Below are 19,742 nucleotides of genomic sequence, written 5' to 3' on the forward strand. Positions count from 1 at the left end.
GGCCGGGCATGAGCCGCGACGCCCCCTCCGCAGCTGAGCTTGCCGCCCTGATCGGCCCATTGTCTTTGGCGTCCGCACAGTCCAGGCGAACGGCCGCTCACGGCCGCCATGCGCGGCGGCGCTCGGGCGCCGGCACGGAATTCTGGCAATTTCGGACGTTGGAGCTTGGAGAGGCGGCGGCCCGCATCGACTGGCGGCGCTCCGCGCGAAGCGACGACCTTTACGTGCGTGAGCGGGAGCAGGAGGATCCTGTGCGCCTGCTTCTCTGGGCGGACGGTTCGGGATCGATGCACTATGCCAGCGCCCCCGCCCTGCCCTCCAAGGCTGCGCGCGCGCATCTTTTGCTACAGGCGTTGGCGCTGGCCGCGACTGAGGCGGAGGAACGGGTCGACGTGCTTGGCGCCGAGCGGCGGCGCAGCCCCCTGGCGGACCGGCTCCAAAGCGCGGAAACCGCCGATCCCTCGCTTCAAGATGCGTCGGCTGGCGATGTGATCCTGCTCGCCGGCGATTTTCTCGAAGAGTCCACCCTCGACCGCCTTGCAGAAGCATCGGACCGAGGTGCGACCGGGATCCTCATCAAGATCGCGGATCCTGCGGAGGCGGAGTTTCCGTTTCAGGGCCGCGTCTTCCTCACGGCCACGGAGGATAGCGATCCGGAAGCGGACATCGGCCGCGCGGACCGGCTTCGCAGCCCTTATCTCGCGGCCTGGCAAGCCCACCTGGACCGTCTGTCGGCCGCGGCGGAGGGCGCCGGCTGGCCGATCTTCATACACCGGACCGATGAGGATCCGGTGCCCCTTCTGGGGGCGATCGCGGACCGTCTCCGCGCGCCGGAGGGCCGATGGGCGGTCTGACCTTCGCAGCGCCCTGGCTGCTCGCGGCGGCCGCGGTGCTTCCGTTGATCTATATTCTGCTGCGGCAGGCGCCGCCGCCGGCGCTGCGCGCGCCCCTCCCTTCGCTGAAGCTCCTGTCGCGAGAGGAGATACCGCCGCCGCAGGCTGCCCGTCCGCCATGGTGGCTGCTCCTCTTCCGGCTTTTCATCGCCGCCCTCCTCATCGCCGCGCTCGCGGGACCGTCATGGCAGCCGCAGCCGCCCGCGAATTTGCCGCAGCGGCTGGTGATCGTCATCGACAATGGCTGGGCCGCCGCGCCGCGCTGGGCGGAGATGGTGGATGCAGCGGAGCGGCGGGTCGAGTCCTTGTCCGGAACCGGCACACGCTTTGCCATTCTGCCGACGGCCGCGCAGCGAGAGGAGCGGAACGGCGATGGCGGTCCGCCGCGCTTCGTGGACGGCGCCACCGCCCGCGCCGCCCTCGCTGCTCTTGCGCCGCAACCCTGGGGCCTCGACCGCGCAGGCGCCGCGACACGTCTGCCGTCGGAAGCATCCTATCTCTGGATCGCCGATGGCTACCAGACGGACGGTGCGACAGATTTGCGGCGGCGGCTCGAGGGCGGCGAAATTCTCACCTTCCCATCCGCCGCTCCGGTGTTCACCGATCTCGGTCCAGCAGCTGGCGGCTATGCCATGCGTCTTGCCCGGCCCGGGGGCGGGCAAGAGCATGCGGCAGTGCGCGTGCTCACACAGAACGGGCGCGAAATCGTGAACGGCGCGGCCTATTTCGACGGCGCCGGCGCCGCGCTCCGCCTGCCGGTTCCCGCGGCGGAACAGAACCGGGCCGCTCGGATCGTCGCCGGCGACGGCCCCGCCTCGACATTCCTGACCGCCGGTGCGAGCGCCCCGCCGCGCGTGGCCATTCTCGATGGTGAAAGCGGCGATCCCCCGCTCCAGTCCGGCAGTTTCTACATTCGCCGCGCCATCGAACCGCAGGCGGAGATCGTGCGCACCGATCTGGCCGAGGCGGAGAGGTCGGACGCCGCCATGTTCATCCTGGACGACGTGCCCCTGTCCGAGGCTGCCGCCGCCCCGCTGCTGGACCGGGTCGAAAACGGCGCCGTCGCGGTCAGCTTTGCCGGGCCGCGCACGGCAGAAAATGGAACCGCGCTTTCCCCCGTCCCCCTGCGCAGCGGCGCACGCGCCTTTGGCGGCACCCTTTCCTGGCAGGAGCCGCAGGGCATTGCGCGATTTGCCGATGGCAGTCCGCTCGCCGGTCTGACCGGCGGGAACGACATTGCGATCCGCCGCCAGCTCCTTACCCGCGATCTGCCGGACGGCGCCATGGTCTGGGCCGCGCTGGCCGACGGCACGCCCGTCGTCACCGCCGCACGGCGCGGCGCGGGCCTGCTGATATTGGTCCACACCTCGGCTGCGCCAGACTGGTCCGATTTGCCGCTGTCCGGCCTGTTCGAGACGATCATGCGTCGTTTCCTGCCGCTGGCCGCCAACCCCCGCGCGCTCGACATCGCGGCAAGAGCGCCTTGGCGGCTGGAGCGGCAGATGACCGGCACCGCCGCGCTGATGACACCGGACGTATCGGCGGAAATTCCCGCGGATCGCTGGGAACGCGCGGTGGCCTCGCCGGAGACTCCGCCCGGCCTTTATCGCAGCGGCGATCTGACACAGGCTCTGAACCTCACCAGTACCCTTCGTAGAGATTTCCGCTTTCGCCCCCTCCGGACGGACGGCCTCTCCCCCGCCGCCGACATGGCGCCCCCCATTCCGCTCGGTCGTTACCTGTTCCTGGCCGCCTGCCTGCTGATCGCGGCTGACATGCTGCTCTCCCTCCTTCTGAGGGGCGCACTCCGCCTCGGCCATTCGCCCGGCCTTCGCACCTCTGCACAGGTGACCGGGGCGATGGCGGCGCTTCTCCTCGCCGCGCCGCTCATGGCGCAGGGCCCCGCTCCGTCCCCGGGACCGGCGGCGGAGGAGGATGCGGGAATGCCGCGTCTGCAGCTTGCCTATATCGGCGGCACCGGCGCGGATGCAGCGGTACGGGAGGGGCTTGAAGGGTTGTCGCAGGCACTTGCCCGGCGAACCGCAGTTCATCCCGGCGAACCGGCGCGCATCGCACCCGATGCCGCGAATATCGGACGCTATCCCGTCGTTTATTGGCCGGCCTACGCGCGCGGCAGCATGAGTGTGCGCGAGGCGCAGAATATCCGCGCCTATCTGGACCGGGGCGGCCTCGTGCTCTTCGATTTCGGCCGGCCCTTCGACGGCACCACGAACGCGCGCCGTCTGCTCGCCCCTTTGGGCCTTCCATCGCTTGCGGAGGCGGACCGCAATCATGTGCTCATGAAAAGCTATTATCTGATCGGCTCCGCCGGTGGCGGCGCGCTATGGGTAGAGGCGGGGACCGCGGGCGAAAGCGGCCGGGTTTCCAGCGTCGCGATCGGCGGCGGCGATTGGGCGAACCTTTGGTCCGGCGCCACACCAGCCGCCCCCTCGGTGCGCGAGAATGCGCTGCGTTTCGGCATCAACCTGGTCATGTACGCGCTGACGGGCACGTACAAGGCGGATCAGGTGCACACCGAAACGCTGCTCGGTCGCATCGGCCGGTCCGCGCCGGAATGAGGCAGCGGGCTTGATCTTCGAACCGCTCTTTCCCCTGTGGGCCCTGCTCTGCGTTGGCGCCGTGCTGCTTGCTGCGCTCATCGTCTCCACGCGCCGGGCGCCGCGCCACACCCCGCTACGCGCCGCGGCGGCGTTCGTCCTGCTCGCCGTGCTCGCGAATCCCGTTCTGCGGGAAGAGCGGCGCGAACAGCGTGACGATATCGGCCTTATCCTCATCGACCGCTCCCGCAGTATGGAGATCGGCGAGCGGCAGTCTCAGGCCCGCGCCGCCGCACAGGCTCTGCAGCAGTCCGGCGGCGCCATCGAATGGCAGGTCGCAGATTTGCCGCAACAGCCGGGGGAACCGACCCGCCTGGGTGAAGCCGCAGCCGGCGCCATCGGCCGCAGCGACACCTCCAGACTGGGCGGGGTTTTTGTCATCACGGACGGGATCAGCGCCGACACGCCTGATCCTTCGCTGCTGCCGCCCAGCGTTCCGCTGCATCAACTCGTCGCCGGCGATCCCGACCTCGACGACAGGCGCCTCGTCATCGAAAGCGTCCCCCCCTTCACCGTCGCCGGCCAAAGCGCCACCATCACCGTGCGGGTGGACGATCCCGGGGCCGACCGGGTGCCCCTGACCGTCGATTCCACCGATGGCACGCGTATACGGCGCACCATAGAGGCGAACCGCGCCGTTCCGGTCGAGGTGCCGGTCGAAACGCGCGGCGAGCTCGACGTCGCATTCAGCGTTCCCGTGCGCGCGAACGAGGCAACGGCCGTCAACAACCGCGCGCTCGCCCGGCTTAGCGGCGTGACGGACCGGCTGTCCGTGCTTCTCGTGTCGGGCCGCCCCTATCCCGGTGGGCGCGTATGGCGCGACCTGTTCAAGGCCGATCCGAATATCGATCTCGTGCATTTCACGATCCTGCGGCTGCCCACCAGCTTCGATCCGACGCCGCCGCAGGACCTCGCCCTTATCCCCTTCCCCGTGGAGGAGCTGTTTCAGGAGCGCCTCGGCGACTTCGATCTCATCATTTTCGATCGCTTCGATCTGACGGAGCTGATGTCGCCGGGTTACTTCACCAACCTCTCTCGCCGCGTCGAGCAGGGCGGCGGCCTTCTGGTGGTGGCCGGACCGGAATTCTCGGATCGCAGCAGCATTGCCTATACCGATCTCGATCGCGTGCTGCCCGCGCGCCCGGCGGGGCCGCCCGTCAGTCAGGCCTTCCGTCCCACGCTTACGGATCTTGGCCGCCGCCATCCCGTCACCAGCGCCCTCGCGCCGGGCGAAGGCGTGCCGACATGGGGCCGCTGGGAATCGCTTGCCCGGGTAGAGCCGAAGACGGACATGGTGCTGATGCGCGGCGCCGACGATGCGCTGCTGCTGATGCTGGACCGGGTCGGTGACGGCCGGGTCGGCATGCTGGCGTCCAGCGACATCTGGTACTGGGCACGCGCCGTCGACGGCGCCGGCCCCCATAACGAGCTGCTTCGCCGCATCTCGCACTGGCTGATGCAGGAGCCGGACCTGGCCGAAACGCAGCTTGAGGTCAGCGGCAGGGCGGACTCCCTGCGGATCGAGACGCGCAGCCTGACGCCGCTGCCGAATGCCGTCCTGACAGGCCCGGACGGTGCGGAGCGGCGCATCGCCCTCGATGCAGACGGAGAGGCGGATATCGCCGCTGCGGAAGATGGACTCTATGCCGTTTCGGCGGGCGGCCTCCGCAGATTTGCGTTGGTGGGCGACGTTGCGGAGTTCAGTGAGATCCGGCCCCGGACAACCCCGCTCGACACGGCCGCCGATCGGTCGGGCGGCGGTACGTTCCTCCTGCAGGACGGTGTCCCGTCGGTCCGGCACGTCGCTCCGGAACGAAGTGCACGAGGGGACGATTGGGCCGGCGTTCGTCAGCGTCGCAGCGGTGCGCTGATCGCTATCGACAGTCGGCCCTTGATCCCGGGATGGGCAGCGCTCCTGGTCCTCGCCGCGCTCCTCTCGGCGTCTTGGTACCGCGAACGGAACTGATCCTTCGGGCAGCTTGCGGCGACCGCCACGGCAATGCTTTGTGGCCTGATGAAACTTTACGACATGGTCAAGGCGCCCAATCCGCGGCGCGTTCGCATCTTCCTCGCGGAAAAGGGCATCGACGTGGAGCGGCAAGAGGTGGATATCCCCTCGGGCCAGAACCGGCAGCCGGATTATCTGACGCGAGTACGCCGCGGGGTGGTGCCGGCGCTGGAACTGGACGACGGCACCATCATCGATGAATCCATTGCCATCTGCCGCTATTTCGAGGCGCTGCAGCCCGATCCGCCGCTGTTCGGCAGCGACCCTCTTGGCATTGCGCGCATCGAGAGCTGGCAGCGCCGCATCGAATTCGACGGCATGATCAATGTGGCGGCGATTTTCCGCAATACCGCCCCGCATTTCGCCGAGCGCGCCGCGCCGGGCGCCGCGCCCAACACGGCGCAGATCCCTGCCATGGCGGAGCGCGGCCTCTCCCTACTACCGGGCTTTTGGTCGCTGCTGGACGAGCAGCTTGCCGACACCCCGTTCATTGCCGGCCCAAACTTCTCCGTCGCTGACATTACCGGCCTCGTCACCGTCGATTTTGCGAAATGGGTGAAGCAGCGCATTCCGGACGACGCGCCCAACGTCCAGCGCTGGTACGAACAGGTTTCCGCCCGCCCAAGCGCTACTGCCTAACTGTTCGCGCGCGCCGTTTCGTAAGCTACGAACGAAAACGCCGCCCGAACGAGGGGCGGCGTTTGTCGCAGACCTGAACAGGCAGGCCTCTACCGGACGGGAAATCAGTTCAAGCGCGTACCGAGATCGCTGATAGCCCGGTCCGTCATCGCCTGACGCGCGGCCGGATCGGTCTGATCGGCGATGACACGGCGCGCCGCGTCGGTTGACAGCGCCGCCACCCGCGCGCGGAGGTCCCGCTCCGCTGCGCGTTCCGCCGCGGCGATCTTGGTCTCCGCAGCCTCCTGCCGGCGCTGGACCATGGCCGCTGCGGTGGTCTCAGCCTCTGCGACGATGGCACCGGCTTCCCGCTGCGCGTTAGCAAGGATCGCCTCGGCGTCCTTGGCACTTTGCTCCGCCTTGCGCTTCTGCTCGGCCAGCAGCGCTTCGGCTTCCGCCCGCAGCGCGCGCGCCTCGTCCAAATCCGCGCGGATCGTGTTCGCGCGGCTGTCCAGTGCGCTTGTCAGCAGGTGCGGCACCTTCTTCCAGATCAGCAGCAGCACGAAAATGGCGAAGGCGATGCCGACCCAGCCATAGCTGTCCAGGCCCAGAAAGGCTTCGTGATGTTCGCCGGCTTCGGCTTCCAGCACCTCTTCCGACTGCGCCTCAGGCGTGCCCTCGCCAACGGCGTCGAGCACGACTTCGTTGGGCGTTTGCAGCTGCTCCTGAGAGGTGCTGGGCGGCACGTCGACGTTGCGGACTTCCTGCATCTTGTCCTCTTATCAGGCTCGTGCGGCCGCGACCGCGGCGGCGGCATCGCCGTCCGCCGGGCGTTCGCCGGTCAGTTTCTGGACGATGTCCTGCGTCGCGCCGGCAGCAATCGCATCGAGCTTGGCCAGGGCGGCTTCACGCGATGCGTTCAATCCCGCCTCCGCCTCTTTCATGCGGGACTGCGCGGCGGCGTCGGCTTCGGCCATGCGCGCTTCCGTTGCGCGCGCAGCCTCCGCCTTCGCCGATCCGATCAGATCCTGCGCCTCACCGCGGGTGCGGGCAATGCCCGCCTCATAGGCCTCGCGCTTTTGCTCGGCATCGAGACGGGCCTGCTCGGCCGCGTCGAGATCGCCGCCGATGGTCGATGCCCGCCGTTCACGCACACCTTCGACGCGCGGCAACATGCCGAGCATCAGGAGGAACAGCAGTCCAAAGGTCAGGAACAGCCATACGATCTGCGGCAGGGCAACTTCGGCAAATGCAAATTGAGGCATAGGCGATCTCGTTCGTGTGTGCGGTCAGGTACGGCTCAGACGACGAAAAGAAGAATGAGCGAAACCAGGAACGCGAAGATGCCGAGCGCTTCGGCGACGGCGAAGCCCAGGATCAGGTTACCCTGCTGCGAGGCGGCGGCGGCCGGGTTGCGCAGCGCACCCTGCAGGAAGAAGGCGAAGATCAGGCCGACGCCAATGGACGCGAGGCCGATGCCCATCGCCGCGAGGCCGGCACCAAGATACTGAGCTGCATCTGCGGTCATTACTATATTCCTTTCAGTAACTTAATGTTCGAGATTAATGGAATCGTTGAGATAGACGGTCGCCAGCAGGGCGAACACATAGGCCTGCACCACCGCCACCAGAAGTTCGAGCGCGTAGAGCGCGATGTTCATGATCAGCGGCAATACGCCAACTGCGGCCCACACTCCGCCGGCAAGGCCGAGGCTGATGACGAAGCCGGCGAAGACCTTAAGAAGGATATGACCGGCGGTCATGTTGGCGAACAGACGCACCGACAGGGTGATCGGTCGGGAGATGAAGCTGACGATCTCAATGAAGATCATCAACGGAATCAGCCAGCCCGGCGTGCCCGGCGGCAGAAAATAGCTGAACCAGTGAAACCCGTGGCGCGCGATGCCGATGACGATGCACATCAGGAATATCAGCGCCGCAAAGGCAAACGTCACCGCCAGATGGCTGGTCACGGTAAAGGCGTAGGGCAGCAGCCCGGCGACATTGGCCACCAGGATGAAGATGAACAGCGTGAAGATGAACGGCACATATTTGCGGCCGTTCGGGCCGATATTTTGGTCCACCATGCCGTGCACGAACTCGTAGATGCTCTCCACGGCCGCCTGCCAGCGCCCCGGCACCAGTTCGGCCTTTCGCATGCCGAAGAACATGAATGCCCAGATGAACACCAGCGCGGCGACCATCCACACCGCCGAATTGGTGAAGCTGAGATCGTATCCGCCCACCTCGATCGGGTAGACAGGATTGATTTCGAACTGTTCTAGCGGTCCCGCCACGCTCAGACTTCCTCTTCATCGTCCTCGACGACCGGCAGGGCCTCGAGATCCGTCTGGGAAAATTTCGCCTGCTCCGCCTGCACGACGCGAAGCAAATTCGTAAAACCGGCGGCCAGCCCCAGTAAAAAGCCGCCAATCAAGAAGACCGGAGACCATCCGGTCAGGCCATCCAGCCAATAGCCGAGGCCCGCCCCTACCAGCACACCCGCCACCAGTTCCAGCGCATGCCGGCTTCCCCGCGCGAGCGCGCTGCCTGCGACCTGCCTTGGATCAGGGTCGCCTGCGGCGCGCTTTCTTGCAGCAGCGAGGCGGGCTTCGAGGGGAAGCTCGTCTGGGCGGGGCTCGGTCAAGGTTCGAGAAACTCCCGCGTCTCGCAAATCCGCGAAGAACGCGCATGGAAAACGGCATACACCGACAGGGGCGGCGAGCCGCCTGCCGAAGCGAGCCGGTCTTTAGAATTGCCCCCGCGCCAAGTCAACGGCGGATGCGGATCGCGCTTGCCGATTGTCAGGCCAGCTTCAATTCCGATACGTCACGGAAATTCCCCAGGGTTCCGCGCAGGAACGTGTTGAATGCGATCGAATGGCGCGGCTCGCTCGACGTATTCGGCTCGACGAAGTGTTCCAGCCCGCTACTGAACAGCACGAGCATGTTCTTCTTCGGTTCAACGACATTGTTGCGCGTGTTGTAGATGTTGATCTTTCCATTTTCGGGAATCAGATCGAGCTGCTGGTATCCGCGGTGGCGATGGAACACCATCCGCGACGGCGGCGACGGCATATCGGTGAAGTAGAGCGACCCGGAAATGACCGAGTTGGAATGGGAATGTCCGTGCATTCCGATACCGGGCGGATTGATCAGCGACCAACTCTGCGTGACGTAGAGTTCCTGCGGAATGCCCATCACCTCTGCGGCGTAGGTACCCAGCATGGCATCCACGGCCTGCTTCAGGCTCTTCAGTTCGGGCTTTTCGAAGATGTAGAGATTCTCCGAAATCAGGTTCTGCTGATTCTGCACCATCTTGAGTTCTTTTATGAACTTGATGTGCTCGGGCGTGATCGCATCGCCCATGTCCGCTACGAAATACGGTTCGGCGAAAAGCGGCTTCACCTCATAATTTGCACTCGCCACGCGATACTCCCCCAATGCCAGCGATGCCGGCGGATCCCCCAGCCGGCGACAGCCCGAGGCTTTAAGATTCCGCCATGGCGAGAGCAAGGGGAAGCGTGGGGCTAGTCGAGGATCTCGTACTGGATCGGCTTGTAGCGGAAATTGTTCGATTGTCCCGCGGAGCAGGCGGTCAGGCCGACGATCAGGTCCATCTTGGCCTCGAAAACCGTGAAATCCCCGGGTTTTGACAGGGGTGGTTCGACACTGATACGGCCCGTCGCGCCGTCGACCGGTACGTTCATGAAGACATTGAACGCCACCGGCACCTGGTCGGCGCCGATACCATGGGGCGCCAGCGCCGCCGCCAGATTTCCGAAGCACCCCCGGTGGGGGTCGTCTTCACCATAGAGCTTGCGGAACATTTCCGCCGAGCAGGGCGTCAGCAGGAAATCGTGCGTGCCGACCCTGTCCTCGCCGATCTCCAGCATCACGTTCGAACGGTTGGAATAGAGCAGATCGCCAGTGGAAAAATAAAGTTTCGAGGCGTAATCGATCGTGCGTCCGTTCGACAGGACCTCACGCGTATCGCTGGCCGCGAAGGCCGCCAGATCCGCCACCTGCTCCCCCTCCGGATCGACAACCTTCAGCCGCTGGCCGGCACGAAGGCGAAAGGCCGTACCGCTGCGTGGCGGAATGGTTTCAAGGCTCATGTTCCGGCTCCAATTCTCGGTTGAAAGGGGCAGCTCCAATCCTCATCCACTGCGCGGCCACTATACTGCCGGGCCTCCGAGATCGTACCGTGCACCGCAAGCATCGGGTTGATCGAGCCGCTCCAGTTGCGGTCGCGCTGCAGGATCTTGCTACGCATCCCTTCATATTTTCCGGACGCGCGCAAACGCTCGAACTGGTCGTGCAGGTTGAACACGAGAGCAGGGCGTCGAAACCGCCGCGCCTTGCGGCTGGCGCGCGGATGCAGACCGACGATGAAGAAGGCCTCGCCGCCGAAACTGAGGCCGAAATCATCATCGCCCGGGTCGGGGCTGACGCGCGCGTCATAGCGGCTGCCCATCCAGACATCCTTGTCGTGCAGGGACTGCGCGCGTGCCCAGAGGGCGGTCTCAAAGGCCTCTTCCTTCATCGAGAGCGGCCCCTCGAATATCACGACGAAGCTCTGGAACATGCGAGGCGACTGCCGATAGCCGGCGGCAAAGCGCTGAAGCCCCTTGATGATCGGGAGGTCGTTCCATCCCGAACGGATATCGCGCCCGGTCATATACTCGATCTGTCCCTTTGCCAGAGCGCTCTTGGCGCCGACGCAGGGATATGGAGGACGCTTCAGAAAGCGTTCGAATTCGCTGACGAGCCGGGCATCCGGCGTCGGAAGGACTGGTGGCATGACCGCTCAACTAAGCTTCCGGCCAGGAGTTGCTTTCTCCTATGTTGATAACGCGGCTCGCCGGCCCGACCTCTTCGGAACGGCGCGCGGCACGCTAGCGCTCGATGACGTCCTTGCGCATAGGCGCCAGCTTCGAGAGAAATTTGTTTTGTGCGGAAAAGGGCACGCCCTCTTCCGTCATGGCGGCCTGCAAATTCTCGACGAGCGCGTTCATGTCCGCGTGCTGTAGACCCATATGCTCGTGCGCCGTCTTCATGTCGCGTCCGCTGTAGTCGCAGGGACCCCCTAGAATATAGCAGAACTGTTCCTTCAGGGTGCGGCGCAGGCGAACAAGGCCATAGCCGCGGAAAATTTCCGCGATGCGCGCATCGCTGGTATTACGGGCGACGAACGCATCGACGATGCGGGAAACGCCCGCCTCGCCGCCAAAGGCTTCCCACATGTCGGTGCTGCGAAACGGATCGGCACCGGCATTCCGGTTGCCTGGCGTATAGGGCGCCACCTCTTCCTCCCCAGGCACGGCGAAGACGGGCACCGCCTCCTGTTCCCTCATATCCGCAGGTCGTGCGGGGCTGCCAGCGGCCACCGCTGCGATCAGAATCACCACGATCAACATGTTCGCTCCCCGATGGGTTCGGCCGCGCTCTAAAAGGCGGCCTGCAATTGAATAAGGCCGCCGCGCTGGGGCGCCGACGTTGCGATGGAGCCGAGATCGACATAGGCCGCGGTCACCGTCAGATTGCGGGTCAGCGCGTAGGCTGCAAACAGGTCCACCCAGTTCTCTTCCTCGGCAAAGGCGAGGTTGCTCGGTTTCGTGCGGTACTCCGCACCGACGACGAGGGGGCGGGAAATCTGGTAGGCGAGCGACCCCTCGAACTGCAGCGATCGGTCATCTCCGCCCGGACCGCCATAGCCGAGCAGCCCCGTCTGATTCGCGCGCGTCAGGCGCAGCGATGCGTTCGCGAGCACGCTGTGGCGCAGAAACAGCTTCGTCGCGCTGATGTAGACGTCCGTATCGGACGGGCGGGCCGCGCCGACAGCGGTCACAAGCGCATCGTCCCCGCTGCGCTTGTGCTGTACGCCGACCGCGATTTGCGGGACATAGGGACTGCCGTAGACTACATCGCCAAGAACGCGCACCTTGGCCCCGAAAATGTCCTGATCGAACGTATATCCCTCGCCGATCCCGAGCGTGCCGCCAAAATCGCCGGTATCGAACCATTGATGGGCATAGCTCAGCTCGACGCGGTTGAAGAGTCCGGCCGCAAACCCCGCGCTCGAGAAGGAGAAATCCGGCAGGATTGCGAGGCTCGCGTGCGCGCTGGCGCCAATTCCGTCGCGTGTCGCGTTGCCGCCGATGACGGCCCAGTTCGACAAGCCGCCTCCGCTCGCACCTTCGACGGTCGTGACGCCGTTCGTCAGCAGCAGCTTGCCGCCCGGACGCAGTTCGGCCGCCGCCGGACCGGCGCTTAAAATGGAGAAAAGCAGAAAGGGAACGATGGGCTTCATGCCTCCCTCCTGCCTGCCTTGCCTTAAAATCCGTTTTACGGAGTGTTCATCTTGGACTTTTATCAGCCCTGGTCATGAAGACGGTCCTGGCCCTTTGCATTGCGGCATTCGCCCTTGCCGCTGCGCCGCGTGCGGCCGCCGCCGACCTGGAGCTTCGTATTGTCGACAGCGCCGGGCGGCCTGTGCCCGGAGCGGTCGTGACCGTCTACCCCGATGCCGGTCTGCCGTCAGGCCCGGTGCAGTTTGACTGGGAATATCAGATCCAGCAGCGCGACATCGCCTTTTCGCCGCACGTCCTCATCGTGCCGAAGGGGGCCGAAGTGTCCTTTCCCAACCTCGACCGGGTGCGTCATCACGTCTACTCCTTTTCCCGGCCCAACGATTTCGAGATCAAGCTCTACGGGCGGGAGGACGACCGCCGCGTATCGTTCCGGCACACGGGAGCGGTGGCGATGGGCTGCAACATTCATGACGAGATGTCCGCCTTCATAAAGGTGGTGGATACACCCTTCGCCGCCAAGAGCGGCACGGACGGCGCCGTTCGCATCGGCGGCATTCCCGCCGGCGGTGCAAGCGTGAGGATCTGGCACCCGGACCTCAGGGTAAAGAACAATGAGTTGACGCAGACGCTCAGTTTCCCTGCCGGTGCGAAGCGTCTGGCGATCGATCTGCGGCGCTGATCCATGCGCTTTCCAGCCTGACGGGCAAAGCTCACACGTGTTTTCGCCGGGCTGTTTACCGCAGTCCTCATCGCCATTCTTGCCGCCGTCCGCGCCGACTCCGCCTCCGCCTCCGCCTCCGCCCTCGGCCGCGGCGCCCGAGCGCCTCAGGCCGCCGCCAGTCTTTCCGCCCCGCCAAGGTCCACCGACACCAGCTGACTGACCCCCTGCTCGGCCATCGTCACGCCGAACAGCCTGTGCATCCGGCTCATCGTGACGGCATTGTGCGTCACCACCAGGAAGCGCGTATCCGTCAGCACCGTCATGCGGTCGAGAAGGTCGCAGAAGCGTTCCACATTGGCATCGTCGAGCGGCGCATCCACCTCGTCGAGCACGCAGATCGGCGCCGGATTGGTCAGGAAAATGGCGAAGATCAGCGCGACCGCCGTCAGCGCCTGCTCGCCGCCCGAAAGCAGGCTGAGCGACTGCAGCGCCTTCCCCGGCGGCTGCGCCATCACTTCGAGGCCAGCGGACAGCGGATCGTCGCTCTCCACCAGTTCCAGCCGCGCCGCACCGCCGCCGAACAGGCCGGTGAACAGGCTGCGGAAATGGCGATCCACCTCCTCGAAGGCGGTCAGCATCCGCGCCCGCCCCTCCCGGTTGATGGCACCGATGGATCCGCGCAGGCGGGCAATTGCCGCGTGCAGATCCTCGCTGTCGGCGTTCGATGCGTCGATCTCTTCGCGCAGCGCTGCCAGCTCCGTCTCCGCGCGCAAATTGACCGGTCCCAGGCGCTCGCGCTCGGCGGCCAGTCGGTCGAGCGCTTCCTTTACCGGCGCCTCGTCCTCCGCCTCCTCCTCATCGAAACCGAGCGTGCCCGGCAGCACGTGGACGGCGGTCTGGAAGGTTTCCGCCGCAACCCTGTTCATCTCGCGGCGCCGTTCCTCCTGTGCGTCGCGTTCCGCCGTCAGACGCCCGCGTCGCTCTCGCAGGGTCGACAGCCGCTCCTGCGCGTCCCGCACGGCGTCGTCATGAACGGATGCCGCATCTTCGGCGGCCGCCCGGGCCTCGGCCCGGCGTTCGGCCTCTGCGCGGGCGGCGTCCTGCTGCGGGCCGAGCGCATTCAATGCCGCCTGCGCCTCGGCCGCGTCTTGTGTCAGCCGCGCCGTCTCCTCCTCGGCTTCCCGTGTGCGGGCATCCAGCGTCGCGCTATGTGCGTCCACCGCGGCGATACGCTTCTGCCAGTCGCGCCGCTCTTCCGTCACGACCTGCACGCGGCGCCGCGCATCCGCAAGCATGTGGCTTGCACTCCGCTGCTCGGCGCGGACCTCGGCCAGCGTGGCCCGCGCACCTTCCGCTGCCTGACGCGCGTCCGCCTCGACCGCCGCGAAGCCGCTTTCGGATGGCAGATCGCGGCGGTTCCCTTCGGCTGAGGCGAGGTCCCGCGTCGCCTCGTCCAGCGCAGCCTCGGCCGAAGCCCGGCCTTCCTCCGCATCGGCGCGCTGCTGCGCCGCCCTCTCCAGCGCCGCCCTCGCATCCAGCGCGCCGTCCTTCGCCGCACGCGCGCGGTCCGCGATTTCCGACAGGGTGCCGCGCGCCTCCCGCAAGGCGGCCTGAGCCTGCCCGGCTGCCATGTCGGTCCGCGCAGAATTCGCTTCGGCGGACTCCACGTACCGCTTCGCATCCGTCAGCGCCGCCTCGACTTCACGCAGCCGGCTCCGCGTACGCAGCCGCCGCGCAGCGCCGCTTTCCCGGTTGGCAGGCGTATGCAGGCCATCCCAGCGCCACGTCGCGCCCTCCCGGTCCACCAGCGACTGTCCCGGCGCCAGCGCCGAAAGACGATCGGGCCCCGGCGCCCCCTCAATCACGCCCGTCATGCCCAGCCGCGCCGCAATGCGCGCCGGCCCTTCCACATGACAGGCGAGCGCCGAGACCCCGCCTGGCAGTGGCGGCAACGCATCCCCGCCTTCCGCCCCTGCGCGCTCCAACCAGCGGGCTTCCGCGCTGGCACTCGCCAGATCCGCCCGCGCCGCCATGCCAAAGGCGCCGGCGAAAGCCGCTTCATATCCGCTCTCGACAGTGACGGCGTCGATCAGCGGTTCGGCCGCCTCGCTTTCCCCCCGCGCCACCTCTTCGTTCAGAGAGCGGTGTTCCGCGTTCAGCGCGGATGCGGCAGCGGCGGCTTCGCCATGCACCGCCTTGGCAGCGGACCGCGCCGCCTCGGCCGCCTGCAGCGCGTCCTCAGCGGCCGCGGCATCCCGTTCCGCCTTATGCAAGCGGTCCGCCCAGCGTGCGCTTTCCCTGTCCGCTGCCTCCTTCCGAGACTGCAGCTCTGCGGTATTGGGTAGCGCCGCAAGCCGGCCCCGCATCCGTTCGGCCGCCCCCTGCGCGCGGGTCAGGCGCGTCCGCGCGGCCTCCACCGCGGCATCCGCAGCGATGCGGGCGGCGCGCGCATCGGCATGCGCGGCCAGGGCTTCCGAAAAGGCCTGCTCCGCTACACGAACCTCCCCTTCCCGCTCCGCCTGCACCCTGTCCAATCGCGGCAGGCGCGCCTCCGCCGCTTCGATTTCGCGTGCAAGATTGTGCGCCTCGTCCTCCAGCCGCTGCGCCGCGGCCTCGGCATCGGAACGCGCGGCCGCTTCCCGCACAGCGTCCGCGCGGGCCTGCCGAACGATGGACGACAACGCCTCTCTTCTGCGCTCCCCTTCGGCAAGCACCGCACCCAATCGGGCCGCCTCCTGCTCCAACGCAGACAGCGCCATCGCCGATTCCCGCTCCGCGTCGCGCGCGGCCGGCAGGCCGGCTTTGGCCTCGCGTTGCAGCGCGCCGATCCGCTCGACCTCCCCCTGTGCGGCTTTCAGATCCGCTTCCAGGGCGGCAAGAGCCTCTCCCGCAGCGTCCGATTGCTGCCGCGCGCGCCGCCACCTTGCATACAATAGCATGCCCTCCGCCAGCCGGATCCGTTCGCTAAGCTTCGAATAGCGTTCCGCCAGACGCGCCTGCCGTCTCAGCCCCGCCGCCTGCGACTCCAGTCCGCTCAGCAGGTCGGACAGCCGAGCGAGATTGGTTTCCGCCGCCGACAGCCGCTGCTCGGCCTCCCGCCGGCGGACATGTAGACCGGAAATGCCCGCCGCCTCCTCCAGCAATTGCCGCCGGTCCTGCGGCCTGGCGTTGACGATGGCGCCGACACGGCCCTGGCTGACCAGCGCCGGCGAGTGTGCGCCCGTTGCCGCGTCGGCGAACAGCAGTTGCACATCCTTCTGACGCACGTCGCGGCCATTGATGCGGTACAGGCTGCCGAGCCCGCGCTCGATCCGGCGGGAGACCTCGATTTCCGCGCTGTCGTTGAACGGGGCCGGCGCGCGCCGATCCGCATTGTCCAGAACCAGCACGACCTCGGCGATATCGCGGCTGGCCCGCCGGCCGGTGCCGGCAAAGATGACGTCCTCCATCCCGCCGCCGCGCAGCGACTTGGGCGAAGACTCGCCCATCGTCCAGCGCATGGCCTCCAGCAGGTTGGACTTGCCGCAACCATTGGGGCCGACGACGCCGGTCAGCCCCTCCTCGATCTCCAGCGTCGCGGGCTCGACGAAGGATTTGAAGCCGGTCAGCCGCAGCCGCCGGAACTTCATCCCGCCAAACCCCCGCGTGTCATGCGTCCCCCCGGCCGCACTCAGAGCGCGGCGTCGATGGCCTTCTTGACGTCCGGCCAGGTTCCGGCCTCGATGCGCTCGCCATTGATGGCGAATGTCGGCGTGCCGGTCAGGTCGTAATTCTCGATGGCGTCCGTCCGGATGGCCTCGACCTCGGCAAGCGTGCTCTCATCGGAAACGCACTGCTGATACTTCGATTCCGGAATGCCGCGAGCGCGCACGAAATCGTCGATGCCGCCCAGCTTCCCATATTCCACCATCGCCTGGGACGGATTCATGCCTTCCAGCCGGGCCGCATCTTCCTGGGAGATGTTTGCCATGCCCTGCAGCCAGGTGCCCTGGTTTTCGAAGAATGCATCCGACAGCGCATAAAAGGCTTCCGGCGTCGTGCAGCGTGCCACCGCCGTCGCGACGAAGTCGGCCGGGTTCAGCACGAAGGTCCGCAGTTCATAGCTCACATCGCCGCTCGCGATATAGTCGCCCTTCAGCTCGCGCATCGACTGTTCGTGGAAGTCCGCGCAGTGGCTGCACGCCAGCGAACCGAACTCGACCAGCTTCACCGCCGCATCGGGATTGCCCATCAGATAGCCGCCTTCCGGCGTTTTCGTGATCTGGCGAACCCAATTGCCGTCATTGCCGGTGTCGGCACCCTCTGCGGCGGCGCCGTCGGCGTTCGCCGCCGTGGCTTCCTCCGCCTGATTGCAGGAAATGAGAAGCGCGGTCCCGAGGAAAACGGGTACGAAACGCCGGAGGGTGGTGTTCATATTGGGAATGGATCCTGCAAGATTGGTGTCTTCGGCCGCGAAATTTATGGGCCGCGTCCGCCCCTGTCAAAGCGCGCGGCGCCAGCGCCCTCACCCGATCTTCGGCGGACCCTTCGTCGATCCGATCTGCGCGGCCAGCGTTTCCAGACTGCGGCGCAGGGCATCGTCGCCGATTTGACGAAGCTCGCTGTCCTGTTCCGCGGGCGAGGCGGATACCGGCTGCACCGATCGCGGCGGCGTCCGCTCTTTGCGGGGTGGATGCGCAACCTGGTGAATGGCGATGCGCGCCACCGCGCCATACCCGAAATAGCGGTTCACCCGGTCCAGGATTTCGGGTTCCGCATGCTGCACCGAAAGCGCATGCACGCCGGGGGCCGACAGGTGCAGCGTGCCGCCGGAGCGCTTGCCCTGCGGAAAGCGAATCGCATCCGGGCTGGTCATGTCGGCCAGCGCGCTGCCGACGATTTCGCCCCACCGCGCGACGACGGCGCTCTCGACGAAGCCGAATCGGCGGAACACACGGCGCCCCACGCGCGGGACCAGTTCCGCAACGCTGCGGGTATGGCCCACCCTCTCCTCGGCAGCCGCCCGCCGCTTCACCTTGTCGTTCTTGCGCATGGGCGCCAGCCTGCCAGAAGGGCGGCATGAGCGCCATAGATGCCGCACGCTTTCAGGCCGATCTTCTCGCCTGGTACGACAGGTCCGCACGCGACTTGCCCTGGCGAATACCGCCGGATTCCGGGCGGCGCGCCGATCCCTACCGGGTTTGGCTGTCGGAAATCATGCTGCAGCAGACGACGGTTGCCGCCGTCATTCCGTATTTCGAGGGCTTCACACAGCGTTGGCCCACGGTGGAGGCGCTGGCGCAAGCGCCTGAGGAAGACGTCCTCTCCGCCTGGGCCGGCCTTGGCTATTATGCCCGCGCGCGAAACCTGATCGCCTGCGCCAGGGCCGTCGCGGCGGCGGGCGGCCGTTTCCCGCAAGACGAGGCGGGACTGAGGACGCTTCCCGGCATCGGCGCCTACACGGCGGCGGCCATTGCCGCCATCGCGTTCGGAGAGGGAGCGACGGTGGTCGACGGCAATATAGAGCGCGTGATGGCGCGGCTTCACGCGGTCGAAACACCGATGCCGCAGGCAAAGGCGCAGCTTCGCGCCCACGCCGCCGCGCTGACCCCCGTTCGGCGGCCGGGCGATTATGCACAGGCGCTGATGGATCTTGGCGCGGGCATATGCCGGCCGAGGGCGCCGGCATGCCTCGCCTGTCCGGTCCGCACCCATTGCGACGCCGCCGGCAATGCACCGGAACGCTTCCCCGTGAAGGCCGCCAGGGCGCCGCGCCCCGCCCGGCACGGCATCGCTTATTGGCTGACGCATGAAGGCGACGTGCTGCTGACCCGCCGGCCCGGGAAGGGGCTGCTCGGCGGCATGACGTCCTTCCCGACCAGCGATTTCCTCGACGAGCGGCCATCGCCCGTCCTGGCGCAGGCGCCCGGTGCGAACTGGCGTATTCTCCCGGTCCCTGTCGAGCATGGCTTCACGCATTTCTCGCTGACGCTCGCCATCGCCCATGCCGACATTTCCGGCCGCCCCCGCCCCGCCGGCCTGTGGCGTTCTCAGGGCGAGCTGGAGAGTGCCGGCCTCCCGACCCTGTTCAAGAAGGTTGCGCGCGCCGGCCTAGCTGCGCTGAAGGAGGATGCATGAACCCCACGCCCTTTCCCCGCCGCGCCGCCCTCGTCGGCGCCGTCCTGATCCTCGCTATCGGCTCCGCGATTGGCCTCCTCACCCAAACGGGGGCGGGCAGTTGGTATCAGTCCCTCATTCGCCCCGACGCCACCCCGCCCAGCTGGGTCTTCGGTGTCGTCTGGCCGATTCTCTACATCCTGATCGGCGCGGCCGGCGGCATCGTCTGGTCCGTCCGGCAGCATCCCGCGCGGCGCCGGGCCCTCTTCTGGTTCGTCCTGCAACTGGCACTCAACTTCGCGTGGACCCCCGTCTTTTTCGGCCTCGAGCAGATCGCCCTCGGTCTTGGCGTGATCCTCGCTCTCAATGTCGCGGCGATCGTGGCGACGATCCGCATGGGCCGCGTCAGCCCGCTGGCGGCGCGTCTGATGCTGCCCTACCTCGTGTGGATCGGCTATGCGGCCGTGCTGAATTTCCGCATCTGGCAATTGAACCCGGCCCTTCCTACCTTCGCCTGACGCGAAAGGACCCATCCA

The 19,742-nt window shown here is 66.9% G+C and carries 20 protein-coding genes; 7 read left to right on the forward strand and 13 right to left on the reverse strand.

Annotation, left to right across the window (positions count from 1 at the left end):
• Nucleotides 1-8: 8 nt before the first annotated feature.
• From C725_RS02165 to C725_RS02180, 4 genes are read left to right on the forward strand one after another with little or no spacing between them, the layout of a single operon-like run.
• Nucleotides 9-854 (forward strand): DUF58 domain-containing protein, encoded by an 846-nt coding sequence (locus tag C725_RS02165; RefSeq protein ID WP_051051186.1) that lies wholly within the window; start codon nt 9-11, stop codon nt 852-854.
• Nucleotides 842-3,472, forward strand: a complete 2,631-nt coding sequence (locus tag C725_RS02170; RefSeq protein WP_008599880.1) for a DUF4159 domain-containing protein — start codon at nt 842-844, stop codon at nt 3,470-3,472. The genes C725_RS02165 and C725_RS02170 overlap by 13 nt, the downstream gene beginning before the upstream one ends.
• A 10-nt stretch (nt 3,473-3,482) precedes the next feature.
• Complete coding sequence (locus C725_RS02175) at nt 3,483-5,477, forward strand: threonine dehydrogenase (protein ID WP_008599881.1); 1,995 nt, start codon at nt 3,483-3,485, stop codon at nt 5,475-5,477.
• A 48-nt stretch (nt 5,478-5,525) separates the two neighbouring features.
• Nucleotides 5,526-6,158 carry a glutathione S-transferase family protein gene (locus C725_RS02180; RefSeq protein WP_038281311.1) on the forward strand — a complete coding sequence of 211 codons (633 nt, stop codon included), beginning with the start codon at nt 5,526-5,528 and terminating at the stop codon, nt 6,156-6,158.
• A gap of 104 nt (nt 6,159-6,262) precedes the next feature.
• Here the strand turns inward: C725_RS02180 and C725_RS02185 are convergent, their stop codons facing one another.
• The 10 genes from C725_RS02185 to C725_RS02230 form a co-directional block, all read right to left on the reverse strand.
• Nucleotides 6,263-6,907: a F0F1 ATP synthase subunit B family protein gene (locus C725_RS02185; RefSeq protein WP_008599884.1), complete on the reverse strand. Its 645-nt coding sequence runs from the start codon at nt 6,905-6,907 to the stop codon at nt 6,263-6,265.
• Nucleotides 6,908-6,919: 12 nt separating this feature from the next.
• Complete coding sequence (locus C725_RS02190) at nt 6,920-7,402, reverse strand: F0F1 ATP synthase subunit B family protein (protein ID WP_008599885.1); 483 nt, start codon at nt 7,400-7,402, stop codon at nt 6,920-6,922.
• A 35-nt stretch (nt 7,403-7,437) separates the two neighbouring features.
• Nucleotides 7,438-7,665, reverse strand: coding sequence for a F0F1 ATP synthase subunit C (locus C725_RS02195; protein ID WP_008599886.1), 228 nt, complete (start codon nt 7,663-7,665; stop codon nt 7,438-7,440).
• A gap of 21 nt (nt 7,666-7,686) precedes the next feature.
• Entirely contained in the window at nt 7,687-8,433 is a 747-nt protein-coding gene (locus tag C725_RS02200) for a F0F1 ATP synthase subunit A (RefSeq protein WP_008599888.1), read from the reverse strand.
• A gap of 2 nt (nt 8,434-8,435) precedes the next feature.
• Entirely contained in the window at nt 8,436-8,783 is a 348-nt protein-coding gene (locus tag C725_RS02205; protein ID WP_008599890.1) for an AtpZ/AtpI family protein, read from the reverse strand.
• Nucleotides 8,784-8,940: 157 nt separating this feature from the next.
• Nucleotides 8,941-9,564 (reverse strand): TIGR02466 family protein, encoded by a 624-nt coding sequence (locus C725_RS02210; protein ID WP_008599891.1) that lies wholly within the window; start codon nt 9,562-9,564, stop codon nt 8,941-8,943.
• A gap of 101 nt (nt 9,565-9,665) precedes the next feature.
• Nucleotides 9,666-10,253 (reverse strand): DUF1989 domain-containing protein, encoded by a 588-nt coding sequence (locus C725_RS02215; RefSeq protein WP_008599892.1) that lies wholly within the window; start codon nt 10,251-10,253, stop codon nt 9,666-9,668.
• Nucleotides 10,250-10,939, reverse strand: a complete 690-nt coding sequence (gntA, locus tag C725_RS02220; RefSeq protein WP_008599893.1) for a guanitoxin biosynthesis heme-dependent pre-guanitoxin N-hydroxylase GntA — start codon at nt 10,937-10,939, stop codon at nt 10,250-10,252. Before gntA ends, C725_RS02215 begins: the two co-directional genes overlap by 4 nt.
• A 94-nt stretch (nt 10,940-11,033) precedes the next feature.
• Nucleotides 11,034-11,555 carry a group I truncated hemoglobin gene (locus tag C725_RS02225; RefSeq protein WP_008599894.1) on the reverse strand — a complete coding sequence of 174 codons (522 nt, stop codon included), beginning with the start codon at nt 11,553-11,555 and terminating at the stop codon, nt 11,034-11,036.
• A 29-nt stretch (nt 11,556-11,584) separates the two neighbouring features.
• Nucleotides 11,585-12,448 (reverse strand): DUF3034 family protein, encoded by an 864-nt coding sequence (locus C725_RS02230; RefSeq protein WP_008599895.1) that lies wholly within the window; start codon nt 12,446-12,448, stop codon nt 11,585-11,587.
• 74 nt (nt 12,449-12,522) lie between these two features.
• Between C725_RS02230 and C725_RS02235 the strand changes: the two genes are divergently transcribed.
• Entirely contained in the window at nt 12,523-13,128 is a 606-nt protein-coding gene (locus tag C725_RS02235) for a cupredoxin domain-containing protein (protein WP_008599896.1), read from the forward strand.
• 146 nt (nt 13,129-13,274) lie between these two features.
• Here the strand turns inward: C725_RS02235 and smc are convergent, their stop codons facing one another.
• The 3 genes from smc to C725_RS02250 form a co-directional block, all read right to left on the reverse strand.
• On the reverse strand, nt 13,275-16,739 hold the full coding sequence (gene smc, locus C725_RS02240; protein WP_008599897.1) for a chromosome segregation protein SMC: 3,465 nt from the start codon (nt 16,737-16,739) through the stop codon (nt 13,275-13,277).
• A 41-nt stretch (nt 16,740-16,780) separates the two neighbouring features.
• On the reverse strand, nt 16,781-17,524 hold the full coding sequence (locus tag C725_RS02245) for a thioredoxin domain-containing protein (RefSeq protein WP_008599898.1): 744 nt from the start codon (nt 17,522-17,524) through the stop codon (nt 16,781-16,783).
• A 90-nt stretch (nt 17,525-17,614) separates the two neighbouring features.
• Nucleotides 17,615-18,142: a DUF721 domain-containing protein gene (locus tag C725_RS02250; protein ID WP_008599900.1), complete on the reverse strand. Its 528-nt coding sequence runs from the start codon at nt 18,140-18,142 to the stop codon at nt 17,615-17,617.
• A 26-nt stretch (nt 18,143-18,168) separates the two neighbouring features.
• Between C725_RS02250 and mutY the strand changes: the two genes are divergently transcribed.
• Nucleotides 18,169-19,227 (forward strand): A/G-specific adenine glycosylase, encoded by a 1,059-nt coding sequence (gene mutY, locus C725_RS02255; RefSeq protein WP_008599901.1) that lies wholly within the window; start codon nt 18,169-18,171, stop codon nt 19,225-19,227.
• Entirely contained in the window at nt 19,224-19,724 is a 501-nt protein-coding gene (locus C725_RS02260) for a TspO/MBR family protein (RefSeq protein WP_008599902.1), read from the forward strand. Before mutY ends, C725_RS02260 begins: the two co-directional genes overlap by 4 nt.
• The last annotated feature ends 18 nt before the right edge of the window (nt 19,725-19,742 follow it).

Origin of the sequence: Pacificimonas flava (assembly GCF_000342165.1) — a bacterium.
Classification (GTDB): Bacteria; Pseudomonadota; Alphaproteobacteria; order Sphingomonadales; family Sphingomonadaceae; genus Pacificimonas; species Pacificimonas flava.

Bases quoted from the DNA above. Each gene is read 5' to 3' on its own strand.
- C725_RS02165 (WP_051051186.1), top strand. From the start codon at position 9: ATGAGCCGCGACGCCCCCTCCGCAGCTGAGCTTGCCGCCCTGATCGGC.
- C725_RS02170 (WP_008599880.1), top strand. From the start codon at position 842: ATGGGCGGTCTGACCTTCGCAGCGCCCTGGCTGCTCGCGGCGGCCGCG.
- C725_RS02180 (WP_038281311.1), top strand. From the start codon at position 5,526: ATGAAACTTTACGACATGGTCAAGGCGCCCAATCCGCGGCGCGTTCGC.
- C725_RS02185 (WP_008599884.1), bottom strand. From the start codon at position 6,907: ATGCAGGAAGTCCGCAACGTCGACGTGCCGCCCAGCACCTCTCAGGAG.
- C725_RS02190 (WP_008599885.1), bottom strand. From the start codon at position 7,402: ATGCCTCAATTTGCATTTGCCGAAGTTGCCCTGCCGCAGATCGTATGG.
- C725_RS02195 (WP_008599886.1), bottom strand. From the start codon at position 7,665: ATGACCGCAGATGCAGCTCAGTATCTTGGTGCCGGCCTCGCGGCGATG.
- C725_RS02215 (WP_008599892.1), bottom strand. From the start codon at position 10,253: ATGAGCCTTGAAACCATTCCGCCACGCAGCGGTACGGCCTTTCGCCTT.
- gntA (WP_008599893.1), bottom strand. From the start codon at position 10,939: ATGCCACCAGTCCTTCCGACGCCGGATGCCCGGCTCGTCAGCGAATTC.
- C725_RS02225 (WP_008599894.1), bottom strand. From the start codon at position 11,555: ATGTTGATCGTGGTGATTCTGATCGCAGCGGTGGCCGCTGGCAGCCCC.
- C725_RS02230 (WP_008599895.1), bottom strand. From the start codon at position 12,448: ATGAAGCCCATCGTTCCCTTTCTGCTTTTCTCCATTTTAAGCGCCGGT.
- C725_RS02235 (WP_008599896.1), top strand. From the start codon at position 12,523: ATGAAGACGGTCCTGGCCCTTTGCATTGCGGCATTCGCCCTTGCCGCT.
- smc (WP_008599897.1), bottom strand. From the start codon at position 16,739: ATGAAGTTCCGGCGGCTGCGGCTGACCGGCTTCAAATCCTTCGTCGAG.
- C725_RS02245 (WP_008599898.1), bottom strand. From the start codon at position 17,524: ATGAACACCACCCTCCGGCGTTTCGTACCCGTTTTCCTCGGGACCGCG.
- C725_RS02250 (WP_008599900.1), bottom strand. From the start codon at position 18,142: ATGCGCAAGAACGACAAGGTGAAGCGGCGGGCGGCTGCCGAGGAGAGG.
- mutY (WP_008599901.1), top strand. From the start codon at position 18,169: ATGAGCGCCATAGATGCCGCACGCTTTCAGGCCGATCTTCTCGCCTGG.
- C725_RS02260 (WP_008599902.1), top strand. From the start codon at position 19,224: ATGAACCCCACGCCCTTTCCCCGCCGCGCCGCCCTCGTCGGCGCCGTC.